Source organism: Halobellus sp. H-GB7, assembly GCF_030848585.1.
In the GTDB taxonomy this organism is placed as follows: Archaea; Halobacteriota; Halobacteria; order Halobacteriales; family Haloferacaceae; genus Haloquadratum; species Haloquadratum inordinatus.
This window is the reverse complement of sequence record NZ_JAVDDW010000006.1, coordinates 24813-45585: the sequence shown is the minus strand read 5'-3', so window position 1 is coordinate 45585 and position 20773 is coordinate 24813. Positions and strand designations below refer to the sequence as shown.

The following is a 20773-nucleotide window of genomic DNA, read 5'->3' as shown; positions in this document are numbered from 1 at the left end:
CGGTCATACATCAAAAAAGTCTAAGGGATATCCACCAGCTGAGCCTCCACTCATTTGGGATAGTCGGCGAAGGCGGCCTCGCGTATCTCCAGTACGCGATTGAGCGACTTCACTGAAACCAGTGCGGGTCGAACAGCTGCCAAACGATATAGCATCTCTCCAAACCGCTCGAGGGTTATAGACGGAATACACAGAACGTGGTGACGTTCGAGCGGACCCGCGGCTAGAACCTCGCCGTCCACTCCAGACAGGGGATCGAGTACTGGGTCGTCGACGACGGAACCTCGATCAAAGGTCATATCACCTGAGGTGGGCAATAACACGGGTTGGCGTCGGGGTCAATCCCATTCACACTCTGGGGGGTGCTCCGTTTCAGCAAGACCCCCCGGAGTGTGAATGGGGGGAATCAATCACACCGAGGGTGGATAACCTATATGTGAATGGGGCGAATTGTTCCGTCCATGCCAAACAACGATTCCACGCAAACAACCGTCGACGAGATCTTAAACGTCGATGAAGGAGATAACGAAGACGGATCGGACATTTTTGAGAAACCGTGGTTGCTCGAAATCGATAACGTTCCTGACGCCAATCGAATCGTCGGTCGGGACGGTCACATCACGTTCTTGGCGAAAAATCTCCGGAAAATGCGGACAAATAGCGTCCCGGATAACGTCCTGGAGTGGGGTGAAACCGGGACGGGGAAGACACTAGTTGCCAGACACGTCTGTGAGCGACTCGAGGCAGCAACTGAAGGAACGGAGTCCCCGATTGTTACCGCGTACATTAATCCGGATCCCATCTCCACGTATACCTCCACCTTCCGAAAGATCGCAGAGCAGGTGAACGCGAAAGCAGAGAACCCGCTCGACGTCCCCTATCAGGGCCTCTCAGCAGAACATTATCGGGATCAGAAGTTGTGGCCCGTTGTTCAGAGGGAGTTCTCTGGCGGTCTCGTCGTCATTATCGATGAGATCGACAAGCATGGAGAAGTCAACGAAGTACTCTACACGCTTTCACGGGCACAGTCAAAAGACGACGTTGACTTCCCAGTCGTTACAATCGGAATTTCGAACGACATCGAATTCAAAGGAGAAATCGAGTCACGGGTTCAATCGACTCTCCAGCCAGAACACCGAACGTTCACACCGTACGAAGAAGATCAGCTTATTGCAATCCTCGAAAATCGACGAGACGCATTTTACGACGGTGTCCTCGATGACGAAGTGATTCCAACAACAGCTGAACTCGCAGCTGAAGAACACGGTGACGCTCGACGCGCGGTCCGATTGTTCCGGAATGCAGGCGAGATCGCTGACGAAGAAGGCGACGACGTCGTGACAGCGGAGCACGTTTTCGAAGCTGACGAACTCGTTGAAGTGGAGCTCTTTATGGAGATGGTGAAAGGGACTCCGTTGTCCGGGAAGTTACTCCTGTTTGCTCTCACACGTCTTGACCGGAATAACCCGGAGAAAGAATGGTTCCGGACGTCAGAGATTCACGAGGTCTACCAAACAGTAGCACGGGATGTCGAAGTAGAGCCCAAGGGGTACAATCGCGCGCTCGAACTTCTGAACAAGCACGTGACGACTGGAGTTCTCGAATCGAAAAAGAAGGAAGGCGGAGATCAGGGGAAGTTCAGGTCGTATTCGCTCCAAGGAGACGTAGAGAGCACACGAACTGGACTGATCAACTCAACACCGGAGCTCCAGACGTTGATGGGATGGTGACACCCACACCCCTCGGTGTGAATGGTCCCCCATAGGCTACGACGGTTGTAGAGACAGAGACGGACTCGATCTGTAGAAGCTGTCTCGTTCGTCTGAAGAACCTATTATGGCACGGAGAGCGGCTTACACGTTCTGCCATGGTAGCTGACCCGGTCCGCTACTACACCGCACCGCAATTGTAGTTATCTTTATTATACTACAGTCTAAACAGCCCTCCGAGTAGACGTATTCTGAAAGGCGAGGCCTTATGCCGAAGCCGAAGCTTCGACACTGAGGCGAGAACCCTCTCTACGGCGTGAGGGCTTCTGTTGTTAAGGACTTCTTAATCGCGGTACTCTGGGTGGTGGACCATTCACACTGAGGGGTGTGGGGGTAGACGAGGCGTAATCTATCCACGTGTTGCTCTGCCTTCTCTCGGCGTGAAGTCTCGTTAGAGAGTGGCGGTTGATAGCCCATTCACACCGAGGGGTGTGGGGTGAACCGATCCCATTCACACTCTGGGGGGTGTCATCTGCTACGCTAGGAATCGTGCTGTAACAAACTTCAGGCTACATTCAATCTCGTCTACTCGTCGGGATTCACCGGCCCTTTGTACTTCGACGTCACCGAATCTCCTTCCCGCCACTGCCAGTAGTAGTAGCGGTTGTCGTTGATCTCCTTGATTGTGATCGTCGCCTTCGCCGGAACGTCATCAGGAAGATCCTCTGGTCGCTCTTCGACCTCCTTATCCTCCTCGTTCTCAGCTAGTCGTGCCTCCCGCTCGCGATGCTCAGCAAGCTCCTCTGCGAATCGAGCGACTTGTCGGAGTACCTCCGGGGATTGCTCATCCAGCTTCGAAGCGATGTCTGCTGGGACTTCTCGAGGTGGGTCTGGTGGAGAATAGGACATTGGACAGGTTCTGTTAACCAACGTTGTTGGGCAATATCTTAGAATTGTTGGTTAATTTTCTCGTCTACTCAACGAGACTTCCTCGATAACCGCCACCGTGGCTTCGAGTTTCTGCCGACGGTCCTCGCGTTCTTCGATCTCTTGGTCCAGCTCGCGAATCTCCGTTGCAAGTTGTTCGACCACGTCCGTCGTTTCCGGGAGACGGCCATCTGGACGAGGGGCGTTCCCTCCCCGAATTTCGAGATCGGCTCGTCGTAGATGCTTACACCCACCGCTTGGATTCCGCTTTTTGAAATCTGGACACGTACACGTCTCACTCGCGATGTCGACCTCGTAGATGTTCCCTGACGCCGATCGCACCTCGTAGATTCCTCCCTTCTGGAGTAGCGAGACGTCCATCTCTTCGTTTCGAGCTCGCTTTGTGCGAGGCTCGAGTTCCTCCTGAGACGGGTCTTCGCCAATGGTGGGTTGTTGGATCGCTTCAGTAGGTGGCGAAGCTGCAGGAGTCGATGTTACAACTCCACCATCAGGAGAGTACACTCGCTCTTCGTGTTCTGTTTCATCTTCGCTCCGTGTCTCGACGTCGTCAGTTCGTTCGGTCATGATTTCGGCTGAATCGACGTGACGAGTTCGCGCACGCCGTCGCCCTTCGACGGCGTGAAAAACCGTTTTCTAACGCACCTGGAACATTACTCGATTAGTTGCGACTCTGTGTATTGCACCCGAAGGTGTCGGAACCGTCACTCCTCGAGTGACCCAATTATCTCCTGAGCGGTGGAACTGATTCGACCGAGTCGCTCTTGAATTACCTCCGAGTCATCGCCCTGCCACGCAGCGAGATAGAATGCAGATCCGCTCGTGTCGAGTCCGAAATACCGACCGACGATGTACGCGACGGCTTCTGCTTCGACCTCGCGTTTTGCCCGTTCGGGTTCATCCTCGATGTCGAAGTGGAGCAACGCGTGGGCGTACTCGTGGATTAGCGTGACAGCGAGATCTGCCTGGTTCGCTCGGGCTTTCGCTTCGACGACTGGCTGGAGGTCGTGTAGGCTCCGGTACTTACAGACTCCCTTCGCGTCGCCATGGTCCCAGTCGTCAGCATCGACGATGCGTACCGTCACCCCGAGGTCATCAGCTGTTCCTTTGAGCGCTGGCACCAGGTCGTCGGTGTCGCCCATCGCTGCCGTCTCCAGTTCGGGAAGCGGTTCTCCTTCCGTCTGGGAGACGTCGAAGACTGATGCTGGTTTGAACCCGACGAGGCCTTTCGACCACTCATCCGGCGATGTCTCGTCGTACTCACAACCGATTTTCTCGTGGTAGCTGGGCGAATTCTCACACTCGGGACAGCGTGTGGTGATGATCGGTGCCCAGATCCAGATGGCTTGTTCTCCTTCCTGGACATGCCGATCGAAGTCGTTCCGCCATGTGTTGTAGCCAGCAACCTTCGTTGCCTCTGGATACTGCAATTTGATGAGGAGTGTATTTCGGTGTGAATAGTCGTGGAAACAACTCTGGACGTCCAACCACTCCTGGAACTCCTCACTCGCTTGTGCATCGTCGACGTGGTTGACGAGGTCGTCGATCCACTCTTCGATGGTACTGTGCATTTCGTCGTGTCGTGTATCGGTTTCCTCGAAGGAGACCGACGAGTCACTGGTCGTAGCCATGGTTTCAGGACTTAATTATCGCAACTGCGCCGATTCAGACCGCGCCGCACCCTTTGGGGCGCAAAAAAACACGCTATCTAGCGGAGGTCTTGTTTCTCGTCTGCGAAGCCGAGCGAGGTGAGATATTCGAGAAAATCGTCGAACTGCTCGACGTCGGTCGGTACATCGGTTGCGAGGTGCCGCGTCCACTCGATAGCCCACTGGAAGGCGGGATCCGTGCCGCCCTTGCCATGGATGTACCACCAGCGAGCCCCTTTGAGGACGACCAGTGGGTTCGTCGGTGGCTGTTCGCTTGCTAAACCACGGGTAATCGACTCGATTTCTCCGGGCACATCGGCTGGCTCTATCTCCCCGGACTGGGTGTTCGAGATATCGATCGGAATCTCATCCACTGAAACGTCGTCTGCAGTTTGTTGCTGACTCACGGAAAATCACCTCTGGCTGAAGACTCACGAACGAGCCTCCGCCCTCTCCCGGGGCTCGAAAAACAGCACACGCTGTATCACGCCGAGGGGATGTAGACGCTCTGCTCGCCAGCGATCTCCTCGAGGTTGTTCCGATGGCGATGGGTGAAGTAGCATTCGTAACTGCAGTACCCACAGACTGCACCGGTATCGTATTCAACGACGAAAGGGCCGCGACGTGTTCGCCAGACGTTCGCCCTGCATTCGGTACAGGCAGCTTGTTCGATATCAGCTGGGGTCGGCCCTTCGTACTCGACGTCCAGCCCCTCGTCTGGGGGTGTCGTCTCGGGCCAGATTCCGTGGGTCCTCCAGAACTCACGGACGCGAGCGAGGCTGTGGCGCACCGTCTTTCGCACGGTGACGTGGTCGGCGTCACGACCGCTGTCGTCCCAGCCGTCGGCCGTCCAGAACTCACCGAACTGTGCGCCACGATGCAGCCCGTTCCAGTCGACGCCGACGATGTCGGCTGGTGGCTCGTCCGTGAGTGTCGGTCGGGTCAGCTGTCGAATGGCGTCGAGCTGCTTGGGCGGACTCCCGCCGAGGATGTGGACGCGTCGACCTCTCCAATCGGCCGGGTCTGAAAACTCGTGCGCTAGCCGGTCGGCGTAGCCACGCGAATATCCGAGCACGAGGTCCTCGGGAATCTCGTCGATCACTGCTTGGCACTTCGGGACGACGATGAGCTCGGCCTCGGGGTGGATACCCTGAATCTCGCGAGCGGCAGCGACGTGGTCGTCGATGTCGGTGGGTTCGTAGATGTCGCCGATGACGCCGACCTGTGGCTCGTGCTCGTAGAACCGATCGACGAATCGATCCAGATCGGGGTTTCGGAAGTCGTTGTCGAGCATCCCGACGGGGAGACTTAGGTTCTGATATTGGGTCTCCTGATACCCGCAGTCCTCCCGGAAGCCGGGAAGGAAGCCGAGGGTCAACGCGTCGGCGACGAACGGCGCTCGATGAAGGAACGCCACGTAGTCTGTTTGTCTGGCGACGGCGATTTCGCTAGCTGTGCTGGTGTTCGAACTCAGATCGAGGGACATGACTGGGTTTGCGAGGCCGCTGCTGGCCGCCCCGCGCCCATTCAGGGGGTCGAAAAACCGGACTGCTCCACGTTAACCAACAATCAGTGATGTGGCTCGCAAATTGTTGGTTAAGATGGGTGCTTACTCCGCGTCCTCACGCAACTCTTCAGCCTTCCACTTGAGCCGTCGTAGAATCTGGGTCCGGCTCTGGTGGGTGTTCTCGTAGGCAACGCACGCTCGCAGCGTCTCCATGTCATTGATCGTCGCGATGCCGGCGTTGATGAGTCGCGTATTCGGTGGGTCGAGACGCTGTTCAGGGGACAGTTCGCTTGAATCTGGATCGTGCTCTCCTGTATCGCTCACTCCTGGTCGCTTCCGCGCCTCCTGAGGCGACGAAAAACAGCGTCGACCCGCTACTCGTCGTCTCCTGGTTGGATCTGGCGAGCGTCCTCGGCGAGGTCGTGGATGTACTCCCGAAGCGTCTCCATGTCCTCGCGGGCGTCTTCGAGCGTCTTGCCCTTTGCCTTCGCGATCACCTCGTCCTGGTCTCGAGTCCCGGTCCCCCGTTTGAGTTTCACCGTGAGGGAGACGCCAACGTCGCTTCGCTCGACGTACTCGGTCGATGTCTGTCGCTTGTTGTTCTGTGGCGATTCAGCGTTCGTGCGTGACTGCTGCGAGTGTTCTGTCATGAATTGCTCTCTGTAAACGATTTCAGGTGGACGGTGCGACTGCTTCGTCGACTGTCTCGCGAAGGGCTGCATCTATCTCGCGCTCGGTAAGCCGCCAGCAGCCGTCGGCTCCTGTACACTCCAGCTGGCTCACGACCTCGGTCTTGAAGGACATGTACTCCGCGAGAGCGACCTCCTCGTCGTCGGTGTAATCGAGTAAAAGAGCGAGCGCGAGTTGCGCTGGGCCACTGCCACAGTATCCTGACTCGAACCCACTCGGACTGTGATCGGCGAGTTCGAGGCTTCTCTCTGGTGTCAGCCGTGTTCCTTCAGGCACTCGCGTGACAATCAGCTGTCCTCGGCGTCGTTCGCCGGCGTAGGCTTCTGGTGTCATTTGAACCGCCCCCGTTCATCGCGTTCTCGTTGAAGATCCCCTAATTCCTTTTTTGAGGGGCGAATATCCGTCCCAAAGCCGTGTCGCTGGGCGTGCTCGCCTCGGGTGAGGAGTTCGAGATTCTCCGGACGGTTATCAAACCGAATCCCGTTTCGGTGGTGGACGTCTTTCCCGACGACGGCGTCGAATCCGTACTCGGCAACCATAACCAGCCGGTGGATGCCGACTGATTTGGTCGATCCACGGTAATTCGACGCGCAGACCACGTACCCGCGGTCGGTGAAAACAGCTGGATGAAGACGTCTATTCGTGGCTGCCTCGTACGCACTGCGACGGGGAATGTCGAAGCAGTCCATCCAACTCCAGATGGTCGCTTGCTCACATCCCAACTCGTCGGCGATTTCGTTCGTACTCAGATGCTGTTCCCAGTAGAGTTCGTAAAGGAGCGATTCATCTCTCCACGGTGTTTCCGTGTTCGTCATAGTTCAGTTCGCGAGATGCTCGTTTGAGCACCCCGCACCCCTCTGGGGGTGAAAAACTGCCCAACGAACAGCTATCCGGCTCTGTTGAAATCCTCAATTACTGATGGGTTATTGAGGCTGTGCTGAATACAGAGCGCGTATCTTGCAGAGTGTCTCGCGTTCGAAACGCGAATATCGGGAAGCCTTAGTTTACCGGGTCGAAATCCGGCAGGTCCTCGATCCGATGATTCCGGGGGAGGTATGTTATTGCTACTTTATATATAAGCATTGCATATAATAGTCATAATGAAATCAGAACTTCGTACGAATATCGATGCGGGTGATAGTACCGGGAGTTCCGCTCTGAGGACGCGCCGAGGGGTTCTCGCAGGGGTTGGCACTGTTGCACTCGGGAGTCTCGCTGGCTGTACTGCCGTCGACGGACTCATGGACCGAGCCAGCGAGGAAGCTGTCGGGACCAAGACGGCCTCGCCGGCCGGCTTCTACAGTGGCGGGGAGACAGGCGACGTGACGGCGTACAGAAGCGGCCCGGTCGACGTGCGATTCGTCCCACCGACGCTGCGTGCCGACTCACAACGCATCGAGATCGACGGCTGGAGTACCAGCGCGCCCACCAAGGCACAGGACTACAACGCCACGCGGTCGAACAAACCGACCAGCATCTGGTGGCCCGGCCCGGGCGACGTGGACTCCGACGCCGACGGTATCGGGGACCTCGTCGACTTGCTCGACATCGAGCGGTCGCTATTGGTCTACGCCGACGCCGCCATGGAGGCCATCGACGACCGGTCTGACGACGACGCGACGGCCACGCTCGAGGCGTTCATCAACGCGACGACGAAGGCGCTGAAGAAAGGTGATCGGCTCGAGCGCTGCTCCACCGACGTTTGCGGGACGATCCAGGAGAACGTGGAAACGGTACAACAGCGGGCGGGAGACGCGGCCGACGCCGTCGACGCGGGCGAGTGGGACAGCGCGCGGCGGTCCATACAGCAGGCCCGCCGCATCGTTCAGGGTGACATCGAGCGGATCGACGAGGAACTCGCCAACAATCCCCTCTACGAGGGGACAGACAACACCGGCAACAACCCCCTCTACCAATACCTCAGCGGGGAGCCGACGATCGGCGAGCACTTCGTCGTCAGTCTCCCCGACGCCCGCGTCCGGGGCGGCGGGCCGGCACTGGCCGACGAACTCACGCCCGAGCGCGTCCTCACGTACTTCTTCGGCGAACGGGACGCCGATAGCTGTGGCGAGACCGACCGGACTGTCGCGGTCCATCGAGACCTCGCGTGTCGGAACCTCCTCACGTCGACGCTCGAAGTCGGTGACGCCGTCGGGTCACAGCTCCCTGGCATCGACAAGAAGGATATCCGGCGGGGAATGACGGCTCGCAACGTCGCCGCCTTCGGAACCTCGGGCGGTGTGGTCGTCACCGGTGCGTCGCCGGATTTCGACGGCTCCGAGCCGATGGCACGCGTCACGGGCAGATGCTGCTACGATGGGCAGACGAGTCCGCTAATCATCCAAGAGTTGGAAGCCTGGGGTGGGGAGACCACCTCCGGGAAGGGCGCCGTGTCCGAGACGTTCGTCGTCCCCGCTGCGGCGACCCCGCCGGACAGTCCCGTCCCGATGCCCGCCCTGTTCTACGTGCGACGGATCGTCCACGACGACCAGCTGCTGTTCGTCGGCGGCTGGCAGATCGACGACGGCGCGCTCTACGAGAACAGCGCGACGCTCCTGACGACCGACGGCCCGAACCTCGTCGCCGGCGTCACGCGCTCGGACATCGAGGACGGCGGTATCGACCTCGAGAGGATGGGAAACGACGACGGAGTCGTTCGGAAAAAGCCCGGGCGGACGAAATACTCGAACATCACGCTACAGAGCCAGTACGACCCGAACGCCGAGTACCTGCCCGCGGGTGCTCACAAGGCGTGCAGGGACGACGGCGAGGTGTACTGCTGGGGGGTCCAGTCCCGGGAAACGCTTGCCAGGCACGACACAGGTGACTGCGACGACGAGGGCGGCGACATCCACCCGTCGGCCGTTATAACGGCGCTCGATGCACCGGTACTGCACCTTGTCGGGGCTGCCGACGCATCGAACGACGTGAAGTTCAAAGCAGGGGCGGAGCTGTCGAAAGCGGTCAACTGAGCGGTTCCAGCTCCCGACTCCACTCGCTAGAACCACGTTCCAACGCCTATCGCCTCCAGCCCGATCGGACGCTACGACTGCTGAACTCACCCTCTATATTCAGCACGCCACATCTATCAAAATCTGAGGGCTTCCACCGAACCTCTCTCCTTACGCCAAGTGAGACACCTCAGCAGGTTCTTCGATGTCGTCGAACTCACCGCGCTCGACCGGTTCCCAGTCCTCACTCGGCTCTGGACTCCACCAGTCGACCTCGTAGGCGCCCGGTGCGCCGAAGACCTTCACCCGCGCCGATCCATCCGGAAGATCGCGACGGAGCTTCTCGTCAACGTGGAGGTTCTAGGTCGTGGCGGTGTCGAAGCAGGCGAGGACAGCCTCCTCGTAGCCGCGTGTCTCTCGGGATTCTTGGAGTTCGACCTGCGTGTTGCAGTGCTTGCAGAACACACCTTCGAACGGAATGTGACTGAATATCTCGTGTCCACAGACGGGACACCAGAGGAACTCGAACAGTGCTTCACTGTGGCGGTCGATGACTTCCAGACTCATCTGTGGATCTGGCCCGATTGAGACGGGCCACCCATTCCGGCCCAAAATAAACGCCACCGAAGATATGTTCCCATCAATCAGCGCTCGGCGCCGTACACGATTCGCGAGGGCGCTTCGCACCCGCAGTCGGGACAGTCGAACCAGCGCTGGACCTTCGCCCCATCAGCCGCTTTTCCACCGATTGCCACGCCGCTGTTCAGACACTCGGGACAACTCAATTCGGGCGCTGGCCGCTTCCGGAGCTCGTCACGGAACGATTTTGCGTCCTTCGTCTCGTACCCCCGCGACCATACTGGGTAGCCGTCGACGAGGATTGCGCCACGCCACTTGTAGCGGTAGGAGTCTGGCGCTCTGTGCAGGACAGCTCGAACGCCAGTCTCGGTGTTCCGATACGCCAACGTTGGCGAGCGGCTCTCGCGTCGCCAGTTTGTGATTCTGGACATTGTTTAGAAATGGACGTCCGCCGGAACGACCCAGAGGTCGTCACTCTCGTCGACGATGCGATCCAGCTGGCCTCGGTTGCGAATCCCGCAACCGTGTTCGTCGTACAGGAAAATCGAGGGACCGTCGTAGGCACCGACTTGATGGAAGGCATGCCGGGCGAGGTTCTCATCACGCATTATCTCATCATCGCTAAGCTCGTCGAGCGCCTCCTGTACTCGATTGAGATTCCGCTGGAACTCGCTCTTCGTCGCGTCCCAACCGCGCTCCAGGAGTTCCTGGCCTTTGTCAGAGTCTACGCGCGCTGCAACTGGGAGGTCGCCCCAACGGGCTTTCCCTGCCACCGTCGTGCCTTCTTGATCGAACGTGACGAAGTAGTCAAATACGGCGCCAGCGTGCGGATCGGCTCCAACCAATCGATCGAACACTGCTTTGCCGGTGGCCACTGCGTCGTCTCGCGTCGATGCCTCTACCAGAGTGTAAATGACCATATGCATCGGTTTTCACCGTTGTCTGCCGACGCACGCGGCTGCACACTGCGTCACTACGTGATGCGCCGGCAGCCATCGCCGGCGCTCAAAAAATAGTACTGACGATGCTGGCTAGGGTGGGAAAAATCCTCGATACCCTCAAATGGTGCCCTCGACACCGTCACCGGATTCGACAAGGCGGATATAATTAAATAAAAGTAACAGGTGTGCCAACTACTCCTATATTGGTAGGAATGGCGAGAGGAGTGAAGCCAGTCCAATTACTATCATGAGCGCGCCAGCGGTCAGGAAGACGAGGCCACTACTCCGTCCCTCCTCTATCAGCTCGGCCTCCGACTTGTCCGAGAGAACGAAGTCACCGTCGGACGTCGGCTCGTCGATTACGTAATCGCGATTGTCCCAACCCGCCTCGGTCTCCCTAGCGGTTCCGAGGAGATAGGCCTCCTCGCCCGGTTCGAGTGTGCCTTCGAGGTAGCGACGGCGCTCGCCGGTGCTCAATGGGCCGATGTCGACGCCATCCGGGAGGTCGAGTGCGGGCTCGTTTTCGACGTACGTTCGGATCTCTTCCGGCGGTTCGTCGCCGGCTTCGACTTTCCATTCCGACTGCTCGAGGTTCAACCCGCCGTCTTCCGGGAGGTTGACCAATACCTCGCTGGTCCCGTCGTCGATAAACATGGGTTCGGCTGTCTGGTTCTCGAAGATGGTCTGCCAGTTGCCCGGGCCATTGCCGTCCGAGTGCAATTCCTTGACCTCGACGTGGACAGCTAACGCCTCTGTCCCGTCGATGGGCGACTGCTGAAGGGTCGCGTCGTCGGTCCCGTGTACAGTCCCCTTAACCTCGACCGGCCCTGGTTCCAGGTCGCGAATCGCCGTTGTCTCGGTTTCCTCCATCCGGGTGCTTTCAGCCCGCTCCGTACGGCCCTTGTTCAACGTGATCAGCCCAACAACCACGAACACGAGACTACTGAGCGAAATGACGAAACTGTCGACCATTAATAGCGATAACCAATGAACTATACTTGAAAACTTTGGGACTCACGGAAGGTAAATCAGGAGTTTCCGACTCATACAGTAACCACTTACAACGCTTCCAAGTGTACTCCGTGAGACACACTCTATTCTGTTGAATCCGCTGACAGCACGGGGATTCTCGGTAGATTGGCTCCCAGATCACCCGAAACTGACGCTCTTTTGCTCGGCTTTTTAGGCCGAAACATTCTGCTGAGGATATTTCCCAGAGATCCACACCTTTGGTGGATTCAACAGAGCAATTTCGTGTAGGCAGCCTACGTTGGTTAACCCTTGTTCAACCGAGTATCCTACTCGGGATCTGGTCCGTGACGAGGCGACTGACACACTTGGCACTCCCACATCGCCTGGCCAGCCCACTCGTCAACTGGGATGGACTCGAACTCCTGGAACTGATGCTCAGTCGTTCGGTCGCAACTGCGACATCCAAGACGTGTTTTTGAGGGAACGCTGGGTTGCTGATTCTCGGAGTGGTCGCCGTCGACGGAACGCTGGAGTGCAATCGCTGGCACCAACCAGACATCGTCCTCGGCGCTCTCCAGTAGGGCTGTAAGCCGATCTTCCTCACGAACGTTGTGGCCTCCCTCATTGTAGAGGAACGTCGTATGCGCCCCATCACTCCGCGACTGGTTCGGCTTTGTCCGTCCCGTCCGTTCACGAGCGGCTGCGAGAAGCTGTTCGCCACTTTCGGAGGTGACTCGAACTGCTTCGGGTAGCGAGGGCCACTGCTCGGTTAGCTGTGCGGCGGGCTCTGCATTGAGGTCGTAGATCAGCTGGCAGTCATCGATCGCTGGATCTCTATCGGCCTTCGTGAGGAGCGTGGCCGCAGCAGCACCCTTCGCGACGGCAGCGTAGAACGTCGACGCCTCGACGAGTAGATGGTCCACGTGGAGCAGTGTCCACTCAGTATCCGGAGTGCAACTATCGTCGCTGGTCCCATCCAGATGATTTGAGAGGCAGAACCGACACTTGGTACGGTTCGCAGGAATCGACGCACCGCACGAGGAACATTCGATCGGTGTTGATCTCACTCGATCAGGATACGATCCGAGCCCTTCCTTTCGCTCTGCTCGTCCAGGGTTCCCCCGTCTGGAAAGCTCGTCGTCGGGAACGTGGGTCGTTTCACCAAGTGGTCGTAGTTCCTCAAAATCAGAGTAGTGGTCCGTCATCTCTTGTGAATGGCTTCCCTCGTTATCGTACTTGAACTCACGCTCCCTTCATCACGGGATCACTGTGCCGACCACAGTGTCTCGATGCGCCGTTCGATCGCCGTGAGGACAGTGGAGTAGACTTCGAGTGGATGGAGCGACGGGAGTTCGAGGTCGGTAATTTCGGTGGCAGACGGTGGCTTGTGGAAGTGCAACCGGGTGTTGTGCGCGTTCGGGTGCCGGTCCCAGCGACACTCCCAGCGTTCCCTGTCCTCGTGCTCTTCGACGTAGTGGACCGAGAAATCGCCAGTCGTGAACCATCGGATGTCGAGACGGGCCGCTGTTACTGTGTCAGGATATCGTCCAGCGTCGAGCAGTCCACGAAGCAGTCGAGGTTCGTATGAATCCGGATCGAACGCAGTCTCGGCGACGAGTGAATCCGACGAGAGGTGTCGCTCCAGCAGGCGCAGCGTCTGTCGATCCGGCGGGCCCGTCGAGTGTGGGGCCGGATCCTCCGGTGGCTGACTCATTTAGGCCGGAATCAGATGCCCATCATTCTGGGAGAGCTGGCGAGCAAGTTCGTATAGCCGGATATCTCGAATCACGCCCTGCCACTCGCTGACTGCGGTCATCCGCTCGTGGATGGTTTCGTGACTATCGTGATCAAACACGTTGACAGCCGCTGGGTCTGACGTTTCGAATTGGGCTTCGTATTCCGTTCGCTGGGCTTCAAGCGCCTCCACGCGGTCGATGATCGCTTCGATAGAGAGCTCAGTTGCGATTCGACTGGCGTCCTGCCATTCGAGATACCCCTCGTTACGTTCGTATGTTGCTGGACGGCTGTCTCTCTCGGCTCGGGCGATGCCCATCTCCGTCAAGCGGTCGAGGTGCTTTTTCGCGGCATTCGGAGAGCAGTCCGCAAGCTCAGCGATCTCGGTGTAGGCAGTCGGAGCGGTAACGCCGAGGACGACGTCGTAGACACGACCAAACGTGTCTGTCCCCGTCTGCCACCGGCGCTGCGTATCGTCGGACGTTGGGGCCGGATCGAACTCGGTCATACGTACCTGTAGGCGGCCACTCTCAATATATCTTTGGATTCTTCAAATATATGCAAAGGGTGCTGTGCTGGGTTACTGGGAGGGCAGGACCAGACTTGGTCAATCGCGTAGTCTTGCGACTGCCTTTCCGACCTGCCGGACGTGTTCACTCCGCTCCAAGTCTAACTCCTCGGCGAGATAATCGACCGTCTCTGTGAGCGTCATAATTGGGTAACTCATCTCGCAGCGTATGAAGTTGATGCCGATGCAAATCGGCTCATGCCGCGTTGAGTTCGTCTCTCCTGGCACGAACTGTTACAGCTGACATCCCTGCAGCATCCGCAACTCTCTGCTGTGTGAGTGGTCTTCCGTGTTCCTGTGCAGCTTTGTATATGCAGGCCGCCGCGACGCCACTCGGACGACACCCGTTTGAAATAGCAGTTTCTTGATGGTGCTTCGAGAGTGCCACTGCTCGACGTCGGGTGGCGTCTGAAATGTTAAGTTCTGACGCGAGACGGGGGATGAATTCGCTCGGTCGAACAGGCTGGGTCGGCAGTCCAAGTTCTGTATTCAGCGTCTTGTACGCATTCGCGACTCTCGATTGTTCGACGCGTGCTGCGTCGACGACGTCGTCGAGTAACCGCGAGTGACCGTTACAGCGACAGGCTCCGTAGATGCTTGCTGCCGCTATCGCCTCGATTGATCGGCCTCGAAGCAGATCCTCGTTCTGGGCGCTCCGGAACAGTTGGCACGCCTGATCCCGAATCGAATCTGAGAGCTCGAGGACGCTCGCGATTCTTCGAACTTCACCCAGGCCGTGTGCGAGATTTCGCTCGGCTTTCGACTGGAACCGACCACGAGTCTGTTCCCGCCGTATTCGGGACAGTCGCTGGCGCTTTCGTCCAGAGAGTTCGTTCCCGTTTGCATCTTTCCAGCGACCGATATCGGTCGAAAGCCCCCGGTCATGACGTGCTGCAGTCAGTGGAGCACCCGTCCGCTTTCGCTCGTGTTGGTCGTGACTTCTCCATTCGGGCCCGTGGTCGATTCGCTGCTCGTCAATAACGAGTCCACAGTCTTCACAGATAGTTTCGACCGAGTTGGTAGTCACCCGGCCATCGCACTCCGGACATGGGTTCGTGCTGGAGTTTGTCTGGACGTCTTCGTCGAAGCTCGTCTCGTAGATGTCTCTCGTCGCCATGTTTTGTCACCAGTTTCTGGAGATTCGCCAGCACGGCGAACCCCTCACCCCTTGAGGGGAAAATAAACGCAAACCAGTGAGTCAACTACTTTTGATTAGATTGAGCTATGCGAGAGCGTGAATCAGGTCCAGCGCTCTTCAATCTCACTGCGGTACTGCTCATTTAGACGGTACTGATTCTGGTCACCCATCCAGTATCGTTCGTCGATACTGAATCCTTTTCCGTACTTTCTGGTGAATCCCGACCTGATGCCCGCGTTCGCTTGCGGTCCGCCCGAGTTTAACCCGAAGTCTTCTTCCAGTCGCCGACGCACTTCTTCAATTCTTCTGATTGCAGTAAACGACCGATAAGTCCAATAATCCGACGCTCCCAGACAAAAACAACAGTGACACGTATTCTCTCAAAAGGATCCGAACTCGATTTTGCAGACTACGCTGACTGGGACGAGACGGCTAATATACGGGATTACGATCTCCTCTTCGTTAATCTCCGAGACCTCGAACAACGCAAAGACGAATTCCTTCACACAGATGTCCCTAGGGAATACTGGCGACAATACGAACTCCCATCGCATGACCACGTCCTTGAACTCATCACAAGCGGCGGTGATATCGTCGTCACACTACCTACTACTCTTAGTGTTCAGCCCAGTGAAAACCGGCGGTGTTCAGATAAGGATGAAGGATGAGGCGGTGCGATTTTTGAGTGATCAATGCTCGAAATCGCACGCCTCAACGGTGGTAGCAACCGCTTCGAGTTAGGATTTGTGGAGCGAGAGTCGACACCCGAGCCAGCGATGAAGCTCGGTATTCGACTTCACTTGGCTGGACTATCACTTTCGAATACCATCTCTATCCTTGATAGTTTGGGTGTCGATCGTTGTCGCTCCACCGTTCATAACTGGGTGCAGAAGGCCGATCTACAGCCCACAGATGGTGCCGACCCGGATCACGTTGCGGTCGACGAGACCGTGATCCAACTCAATGACGAACGGTTCTGGCTGTACGCTGCGGTCGATCCCGAAACGAACCGCTTGCTGCATATTAAGCTTTCTCCGACGAGAAATCAAGCGATTACCGAGATGTTCCTTGCGGAACTCCGCGAGAAACATCTCGTCGATGATGCGCTCTTTCTCGTCGATTCTGCACCGTGGCTGCAAGCGGCACTCCATCGACACGGCCTCGATTACAGATATGAAAAACATGGTAATCGGAATAGCGTCGAACGTGTCTTCCGAGAACTAAAACGCCGAACAAATCAGTTCTCAAATTGTTTTAGCCACGCCGAAGCAGACACTGTCGAAAATTGGCTTCAAGCGTTCGCCTTCGCATAGAACCAGCTAATCTGAACACTACCGGCGGGCGGCGCGCGCAGATGAGCACGGCGCGACCCTGGGTTTATACCGCATGAAGAGGCCAGCGTCTCCGTGACGTAGCATCCGTCCCGCGTCGGGCAGCGGTCGTTCGGCACGTCGACGCGGGCAGTGACGCGTGTGCCGACTGTTTGCCTTCACCCTCAGTGAGCGACGCCGTTTCGTCGGCGACGCTACCGGTCGACTTCGCCCATAATCGTGTCGAGGCTGCCGAGCGTCGCAATCAGGTCCGGGATGTACTCGCCCTCGGTCATTTCGGGGAGGGCCTGGAGGTGCGAGAACGACGGGCCGCGGATCTTGAACCGCGCGGGCGTGTCGGTGCCGTCCGAACGGATGTAGATCCCGAGTTCGCCCTTCGCGGCCTCGACGGCTCGATACACTTCGGCGTCTGGGTCGGGCTTGATCGTCCGCGGGACGTTGGCCTGGATCGTTCGCTCGTCGGCCGGCCACTCCGCCAAGCGGTCAGCACACTGTTCGACGATCTTCGCGGACTGTTCGAGTTCCTGTAATCGGACCAGGAGACGAGCGAAATTGTCACCGTCTGGTTCGGTGACGACATCCCACTCGAGCTTGTCGTAGTAGCCGTAGGGGTCGTCGCGACGCAGGTCGTAGTCGATTCCCGAGCCGCGTGCGACGGGGCCGGTGCAGCCGTAGGCCTTCGCCGTCTCCGTCGAGAGCACTCCGGTGTCGACGGTTCGAAGCTGGATGACCTCGTTGCCGGTGAGCAGGTCGTGATACTCTGCCAGTCGCTCCGGGAGGTCGTCGACGAAGTCGTAGATCTTCGCGAGAAACTCCTCACGTGGATCGGGGAGGTCCCAGACGACGCCGCCCAGGCGGAAGTAGTTGAACATCAGCCGCTGGCCGGTGAGGTCTTCGAGGATGTTCTGGACCGTCTCGCGGTCCTTGATCGCGTACATAAACGTGGCCGTGAAGTCGCCGATGACGTCGAGCGCGTACGCGCCGACGGCGAGAAAGTGCGAGAGCATCCGCGAGAGCTCCGCTGCCATCGTCCGGACGACCTGGGCGTACTCGGGGACTTCGATGTCGGCAAGGTGCTCTGCCGTCCGCGCGTAGGCCCACTCGTTCAGCAAGCCCGCGCCGCCCCAGTCCCAACGATCGGGGTAGGGCATAATCTGGTGACGGTAAGTCTTCGACTGGCACATCTGCTCCTCACAGCGGTGGATGTAGCCGATGTCGGGGTCGACGTCGACGATCTGCTCGCCGTCGAGCGTGACTTGCAGGTGGAGGACACCGTGCGTGGCCGGGTGATGCGGCCCGATGTTCAAAAGCAGCGTGTCGCCGTCGCGCTCGTCGTCCTGGACGGGATTGACGTTCTCGGTGTAGGGGACGATCTGTGGCCGATGCTGATCGTAATCCAGCGAGAGCGGGTGTCCCTGCCACGTCTCGGGGAGGAGCAGGCGGCGCAGATCCGGATGGTCGTCGTACTCGATGCCGATCAGATCGTACGCCTCGCGTTCGTGCCAGCCAGCGGTCGGCAAGACGGGCGCCGCCGACTGGCTCGTGGGCGCGTCGCTGGGCGCCGGGACGATCACGCTCAGTTCCGTGGTCGGATCGGCGTACTGCTTCAGGTGGTAAATCGTCTCGTAGCGGTCGGGATACTCCTGAGCGGTCACACACGAGAGGTGGTCGAACCCGGCCACCTCGCGTAGGTGTCGAAGCACGTCCTGCACCGCATCCGGGCGGATCACGACGCCGGGCGCGTGCTGGTGGGATTCCCGGCGGACGTGAAACGACTGCTCCAGCGACGCGAGAGCGCGTTCGGCGGTCGAGTTGGTCGGCGTATCGACCGGCGTCGGCTCGGCGGAGGGTTCGCACGGGTGTTGCATACCGCAGTGTTCGGAAGACTCTCACCTGGGACTGCTGCCTCACGTCTGAGGTATACTTTTACCTTCGACAGACCCAATCTCCTCCGATGCGCTCGCTGCGGTTGCGGCTCGACCTCCCCGAACCGTACGTTCATCCGATGCACGCGTTCGTGGCCGACACACCCGGGTTCCGGGAGACGCGCCTCCGGCACTGGAATCCCGCAGTCGGCGATCGAAACACGCTCGTGTTCTTCGTCGACGGCGACGATCCCGCGTCGTACACGGCGGCGCTGGCCGACCAGCCGTCGATTCTGGATTACGAAGTCGCCACTGAACCGACACAGCGGGGGTTCCACCTCGCCGTCACCGAAGATCAACGCGCCGCCGATGCCAGATTGACCGCGGCGTTCCTGGGAACCGGCGTCGTGGTCGTTCCACCGGTCATCTACCGCGAGGATCGCTGTATCGACGTCTCGCTCGTCGGGACGGCGAGCGAAGTGGAGACCGCACTCGACGGACTCCCGAGCGAAATCGGAGTAACCGTCCAGCAGATCCAACCGTACGACGGCCGCCTCTCGGACCCGACCGCCGCGCTCTCGTCTCGACAACGTGAAGCGCTCCGCGTCGCAGTCGCGTGTGGATACTACGCCGATCCCCGGGATGCGACGCTCGAAGCGGTGGCCGAGGAACTCGACTGCGCCGTCGGAACCGCAGCCGAACACCTCCGAAAGGCGGAGGCGACGGTACTGGAACGCGTCGTCGACGCGATTCCGGGCGGGAGAACGTAAGCGCGGGCTCGAACGCCCTCGCAGCGACGGATTCAGTCGCCGCCGACCGCACAGGCCGCCGTGTACTCCACCTCGTCGATCGAGTCGATCGGGTCGTCGCCGCAGACCGGACAGTCGGGGTTCTCGCGGTACGGAACCTTCTCGAAGGAGAGTTCCATCGCGTCGTAAAAAAGCAGTTGTCCTGTCAGCAGATCGCCGGCGTCGAGGATGAGTTTCACTGCTTCCGTGGCCTGGATACAGCCGACGGTTCCGGGCAGGACGCCGAGGACGCCGGTTGTCGCACAGTCCGGGACTGTTCCGGGCTCGGGCGCTTCGGGGAACAGACAGCGGTAACACGGTCCGCCGGGAACGAGCGTCGTCAGCTGTCCCTCGAACTTGTAGATCGCGCCGTGGGCGATCGGGATCTCCCGGAGCCGACAGAAGTCGTTCAGGAGGTACCGCGTCGGGAAGTTGTCCGAGGCGTCGACGACGAGGTCGTAGCCGGGGACCACCTCCTCGACGTTCGATTTCTCCAGTCTGGTCTCGTAGGTCTCGACGTCGACATCCGGATTGAGGCCCTCGACGAACGCCGCTGCGCTGTCGACTTTCGGTCGGCCGACGTCGGCATCGTGGTGGATGACCTGGCGCTGGAGATTGCTCCGCTCGACGACGTCGTCGTCGACGATGCCGAGCGTGCCGACCCCCGCGGCGGCGAGGTACTGAATCACCGGCGCGCCCAGGCCGCCCGCGCCGACGACGAGCACCCGGGCGTCGAGCAGGCGCTTTTGTCCCTCGGGACCGACCTCGTCCATAATGATGTGTCTGGAGTAGCGATCCAGTTGCGTAGCGTCGAGTGAGAGCGACATAGTCGTACTCGGGAGTGGGGAGGGATAACTTCTCGTGGAAAATTAGTCCAACCCCAAACGGGAGCGGTTACTCCGCGCAGCAGGCTTCCGCTTCGTCGCCGTCGCCCTCGGCGGGGTGGGTCTCCGGTGCGTCGTCGGTGAGCTGATAGAGATTCTGTCGCGCGTCGGCGAAGTAGACGTCCTCGTCGACGACGTCGATTCCCTCGAGTCGTTCGAGTGCGTAGCGGACCGTCCGGGCCGAGAGCATCGATTCCTGGACGATTCCTTTCTGGGTTAGCGGGCCGTTGTACTCGAGTACTTTGAAGACCAACTTCGCGCTCGGAGGGAGGTCGTCGAGACTCTCCTCTTCTGCCTCTGCCATTGTTACAATTCGAGCAGTCGAACGGTCATAAACCTTCGCGAGTCGGGACGGAGAGAACGGCCAGATTACGGTGCTACAGCAGGTTACGCCCGTGTAATCACTTGGACTGTCACGGCGACGGCAGCGACGATTGATACTGTCGGACGGAACGATGTGAAAATCATCGGCACCCCGTGGGTGCCAACATAATTCACGAACGTCTGTCCGACAGTATGTAC

Annotated in this window: 23 protein-coding genes and 2 pseudogenes; 5 read left to right on the top strand and 20 right to left on the bottom strand. The window is 58.9% G+C overall.

What is annotated here, in order from left to right:
• The first annotated feature begins 461 nt into the window (after window positions 1-461).
• Window positions 462-1730, top strand: a complete 1269-nt coding sequence (locus RBH22_RS11525) for an orc1/cdc6 family replication initiation protein (RefSeq protein WP_306677551.1) — start codon at window positions 462-464, stop codon at window positions 1728-1730.
• A 564-nt stretch (window positions 1731-2294) separates the two neighbouring features.
• On the opposite strand, the gene RBH22_RS11520 is transcribed toward RBH22_RS11525, so the two are convergent.
• From RBH22_RS11520 to RBH22_RS11480, 9 genes and pseudogenes are all read right to left on the bottom strand, one after another.
• On the bottom strand, window positions 2295-2618 hold the full coding sequence (locus RBH22_RS11520) for a hypothetical protein (protein ID WP_306677550.1): 324 nt from the start codon (window positions 2616-2618) through the stop codon (window positions 2295-2297).
• A gap of 195 nt (window positions 2619-2813) precedes the next feature.
• Window positions 2814-3080: pseudogene (locus tag RBH22_RS11515) on the bottom strand (hypothetical protein); the annotation flags it as partial.
• A 278-nt stretch (window positions 3081-3358) separates the two neighbouring features.
• Window positions 3359-4285 carry an ArdC-like ssDNA-binding domain-containing protein gene (locus tag RBH22_RS11510; protein ID WP_306677549.1) on the bottom strand — a complete coding sequence of 309 codons (927 nt, stop codon included), beginning with the start codon at window positions 4283-4285 and terminating at the stop codon, window positions 3359-3361.
• 77 nt (window positions 4286-4362) lie between these two features.
• Window positions 4363-4710 carry a hypothetical protein gene (locus RBH22_RS11505; RefSeq protein ID WP_306677548.1) on the bottom strand — a complete coding sequence of 116 codons (348 nt, stop codon included), beginning with the start codon at window positions 4708-4710 and terminating at the stop codon, window positions 4363-4365.
• A gap of 77 nt (window positions 4711-4787) precedes the next feature.
• Complete coding sequence (locus tag RBH22_RS11500) at window positions 4788-5789, bottom strand: DUF6610 family protein (RefSeq protein ID WP_306677547.1); 1002 nt, start codon at window positions 5787-5789, stop codon at window positions 4788-4790.
• Between the two features lie 123 nt (window positions 5790-5912).
• Window positions 5913-6134, bottom strand: coding sequence for a hypothetical protein (locus RBH22_RS11495; RefSeq protein ID WP_306677546.1), 222 nt, complete (start codon window positions 6132-6134; stop codon window positions 5913-5915).
• Window positions 6135-6184: 50 nt separating this feature from the next.
• Window positions 6185-6460, bottom strand: a complete 276-nt coding sequence (locus tag RBH22_RS11490) for a hypothetical protein (RefSeq protein ID WP_112079806.1) — start codon at window positions 6458-6460, stop codon at window positions 6185-6187.
• A 22-nt stretch (window positions 6461-6482) separates the two neighbouring features.
• Window positions 6483-6833, bottom strand: coding sequence for a DUF6166 domain-containing protein (locus RBH22_RS11485; protein ID WP_306677545.1), 351 nt, complete (start codon window positions 6831-6833; stop codon window positions 6483-6485).
• Complete coding sequence (locus tag RBH22_RS11480) at window positions 6830-7039, bottom strand: HNH endonuclease (RefSeq protein ID WP_306677544.1); 210 nt, start codon at window positions 7037-7039, stop codon at window positions 6830-6832. Before RBH22_RS11480 ends, RBH22_RS11485 begins: the two co-directional genes overlap by 4 nt.
• A gap of 702 nt (window positions 7040-7741) precedes the next feature.
• On the opposite strand from RBH22_RS11480, the gene RBH22_RS11475 reads away from it, so the two are divergent.
• Window positions 7742-9472, top strand: a complete 1731-nt coding sequence (locus tag RBH22_RS11475; RefSeq protein ID WP_306677543.1) for a hypothetical protein — start codon at window positions 7742-7744, stop codon at window positions 9470-9472.
• 150 nt (window positions 9473-9622) lie between these two features.
• Here the strand turns inward: RBH22_RS11475 and RBH22_RS11470 are convergent.
• From RBH22_RS11470 to RBH22_RS11435, 8 genes and pseudogenes are all read right to left on the bottom strand, one after another.
• Window positions 9623-10018 (bottom strand): annotated as a pseudogene (locus RBH22_RS11470) (hypothetical protein).
• A 77-nt stretch (window positions 10019-10095) separates the two neighbouring features.
• Window positions 10096-10461, bottom strand: coding sequence for a hypothetical protein (locus tag RBH22_RS11465; RefSeq protein ID WP_306677541.1), 366 nt, complete (start codon window positions 10459-10461; stop codon window positions 10096-10098).
• A gap of 3 nt (window positions 10462-10464) precedes the next feature.
• Window positions 10465-10956 carry a hypothetical protein gene (locus RBH22_RS11460; RefSeq protein ID WP_306677540.1) on the bottom strand — a complete coding sequence of 164 codons (492 nt, stop codon included), beginning with the start codon at window positions 10954-10956 and terminating at the stop codon, window positions 10465-10467.
• Window positions 10957-11169: 213 nt separating this feature from the next.
• Window positions 11170-11943: a GIDE domain-containing protein gene (locus tag RBH22_RS11455; RefSeq protein WP_306677539.1), complete on the bottom strand. Its 774-nt coding sequence runs from the start codon at window positions 11941-11943 to the stop codon at window positions 11170-11172.
• Window positions 11944-12269: 326 nt separating this feature from the next.
• Complete coding sequence (locus tag RBH22_RS11450; protein ID WP_306677538.1) at window positions 12270-13148, bottom strand: hypothetical protein; 879 nt, start codon at window positions 13146-13148, stop codon at window positions 12270-12272.
• 59 nt (window positions 13149-13207) lie between these two features.
• A complete protein-coding gene (locus RBH22_RS11445; RefSeq protein ID WP_306677537.1) occupies window positions 13208-13657 on the bottom strand; it encodes a hypothetical protein in 450 nt (149 codons plus the stop codon).
• The gene (locus tag RBH22_RS11440; RefSeq protein ID WP_256546841.1) at window positions 13658-14185 is read right to left on the bottom strand and encodes a sugar-specific transcriptional regulator TrmB; all 528 of its coding nucleotides are present in this window, start codon (window positions 14183-14185) and stop codon (window positions 13658-13660) included.
• 256 nt (window positions 14186-14441) lie between these two features.
• Entirely contained in the window at window positions 14442-15362 is a 921-nt protein-coding gene (locus RBH22_RS11435; protein ID WP_306677536.1) for a transcription initiation factor IIB family protein, read from the bottom strand.
• Window positions 15363-15748: 386 nt separating this feature from the next.
• Between RBH22_RS11435 and RBH22_RS11430 the strand changes: the two genes are divergently transcribed.
• Window positions 15749-16051: a hypothetical protein gene (locus tag RBH22_RS11430; RefSeq protein ID WP_306677535.1), complete on the top strand. Its 303-nt coding sequence runs from the start codon at window positions 15749-15751 to the stop codon at window positions 16049-16051.
• 24 nt (window positions 16052-16075) lie between these two features.
• A complete protein-coding gene (locus tag RBH22_RS11425) occupies window positions 16076-16696 on the top strand; it encodes an IS6 family transposase (RefSeq protein ID WP_306677534.1) in 621 nt (206 codons plus the stop codon).
• 212 nt (window positions 16697-16908) lie between these two features.
• Here RBH22_RS11425 and RBH22_RS11420 read toward each other — a convergent pair whose 3' ends face one another.
• Window positions 16909-18582: an NADH-quinone oxidoreductase subunit D gene (locus RBH22_RS11420; protein WP_306677533.1), complete on the bottom strand. Its 1674-nt coding sequence runs from the start codon at window positions 18580-18582 to the stop codon at window positions 16909-16911.
• Between the two features lie 86 nt (window positions 18583-18668).
• On the opposite strand from RBH22_RS11420, the gene RBH22_RS11415 reads away from it, so the two are divergent.
• Window positions 18669-19349, top strand: a complete 681-nt coding sequence (locus RBH22_RS11415) for a helix-turn-helix domain-containing protein (RefSeq protein ID WP_306677532.1) — start codon at window positions 18669-18671, stop codon at window positions 19347-19349.
• Between the two features lie 32 nt (window positions 19350-19381).
• Here RBH22_RS11415 and moeB read toward each other — a convergent pair whose 3' ends face one another.
• Together moeB and RBH22_RS11405 are read right to left on the bottom strand one after the other, a co-directional pair.
• Window positions 19382-20194, bottom strand: coding sequence for a molybdopterin-synthase adenylyltransferase MoeB (gene moeB, locus RBH22_RS11410; RefSeq protein ID WP_256287733.1), 813 nt, complete (start codon window positions 20192-20194; stop codon window positions 19382-19384).
• A gap of 67 nt (window positions 20195-20261) precedes the next feature.
• A complete protein-coding gene (locus RBH22_RS11405) occupies window positions 20262-20555 on the bottom strand; it encodes a helix-turn-helix domain-containing protein (RefSeq protein ID WP_121569020.1) in 294 nt (97 codons plus the stop codon).
• Window positions 20556-20773 lie beyond the last annotated feature (218 nt).

What these genes read in the sequence shown, in the direction of transcription:
- RBH22_RS11415 (WP_306677532.1), top strand. Translation starts at nt 18,669, where the DNA reads ATGCGCTCGCTGCGGTTGCGGCTCGACCTCCCCGAACCGTACGTTCAT.
- RBH22_RS11475 (WP_306677543.1), top strand. Translation starts at nt 7,742, where the DNA reads ATGGACCGAGCCAGCGAGGAAGCTGTCGGGACCAAGACGGCCTCGCCG.
- RBH22_RS11420 (WP_306677533.1), bottom strand. Translation starts at nt 18,582, where the DNA reads ATGCAACACCCGTGCGAACCCTCCGCCGAGCCGACGCCGGTCGATACG.
- RBH22_RS11500 (WP_306677547.1), bottom strand. Translation starts at nt 5,789, where the DNA reads ATGTCCCTCGATCTGAGTTCGAACACCAGCACAGCTAGCGAAATCGCC.
- RBH22_RS11465 (WP_306677541.1), bottom strand. Translation starts at nt 10,461, where the DNA reads ATGTCCAGAATCACAAACTGGCGACGCGAGAGCCGCTCGCCAACGTTG.
- RBH22_RS11445 (WP_306677537.1), bottom strand. Translation starts at nt 13,657, where the DNA reads ATGAGTCAGCCACCGGAGGATCCGGCCCCACACTCGACGGGCCCGCCG.
- RBH22_RS11435 (WP_306677536.1), bottom strand. Translation starts at nt 15,362, where the DNA reads ATGGCGACGAGAGACATCTACGAGACGAGCTTCGACGAAGACGTCCAG.
- RBH22_RS11520 (WP_306677550.1), bottom strand. Translation starts at nt 2,618, where the DNA reads ATGTCCTATTCTCCACCAGACCCACCTCGAGAAGTCCCAGCAGACATC.
- RBH22_RS11405 (WP_121569020.1), bottom strand. Translation starts at nt 20,555, where the DNA reads ATGGCAGAGGCAGAAGAGGAGAGTCTCGACGACCTCCCTCCGAGCGCG.
- RBH22_RS11510 (WP_306677549.1), bottom strand. Translation starts at nt 4,285, where the DNA reads ATGGCTACGACCAGTGACTCGTCGGTCTCCTTCGAGGAAACCGATACA.
- RBH22_RS11450 (WP_306677538.1), bottom strand. Translation starts at nt 13,148, where the DNA reads ATGACGGACCACTACTCTGATTTTGAGGAACTACGACCACTTGGTGAA.
- RBH22_RS11425 (WP_306677534.1), top strand. Translation starts at nt 16,076, where the DNA reads ATGCTCGAAATCGCACGCCTCAACGGTGGTAGCAACCGCTTCGAGTTA.
- RBH22_RS11455 (WP_306677539.1), bottom strand. Translation starts at nt 11,943, where the DNA reads ATGGTCGACAGTTTCGTCATTTCGCTCAGTAGTCTCGTGTTCGTGGTT.
- RBH22_RS11480 (WP_306677544.1), bottom strand. Translation starts at nt 7,039, where the DNA reads ATGGTTGCCGAGTACGGATTCGACGCCGTCGTCGGGAAAGACGTCCAC.
- RBH22_RS11440 (WP_256546841.1), bottom strand. Translation starts at nt 14,185, where the DNA reads ATGACCGAGTTCGATCCGGCCCCAACGTCCGACGATACGCAGCGCCGG.
- moeB (WP_256287733.1), bottom strand. Translation starts at nt 20,194, where the DNA reads ATGTCGCTCTCACTCGACGCTACGCAACTGGATCGCTACTCCAGACAC.
- RBH22_RS11490 (WP_112079806.1), bottom strand. Translation starts at nt 6,460, where the DNA reads ATGACAGAACACTCGCAGCAGTCACGCACGAACGCTGAATCGCCACAG.
- RBH22_RS11460 (WP_306677540.1), bottom strand. Translation starts at nt 10,956, where the DNA reads ATGCATATGGTCATTTACACTCTGGTAGAGGCATCGACGCGAGACGAC.
- RBH22_RS11525 (WP_306677551.1), top strand. Translation starts at nt 462, where the DNA reads ATGCCAAACAACGATTCCACGCAAACAACCGTCGACGAGATCTTAAAC.
- RBH22_RS11485 (WP_306677545.1), bottom strand. Translation starts at nt 6,833, where the DNA reads ATGACACCAGAAGCCTACGCCGGCGAACGACGCCGAGGACAGCTGATT.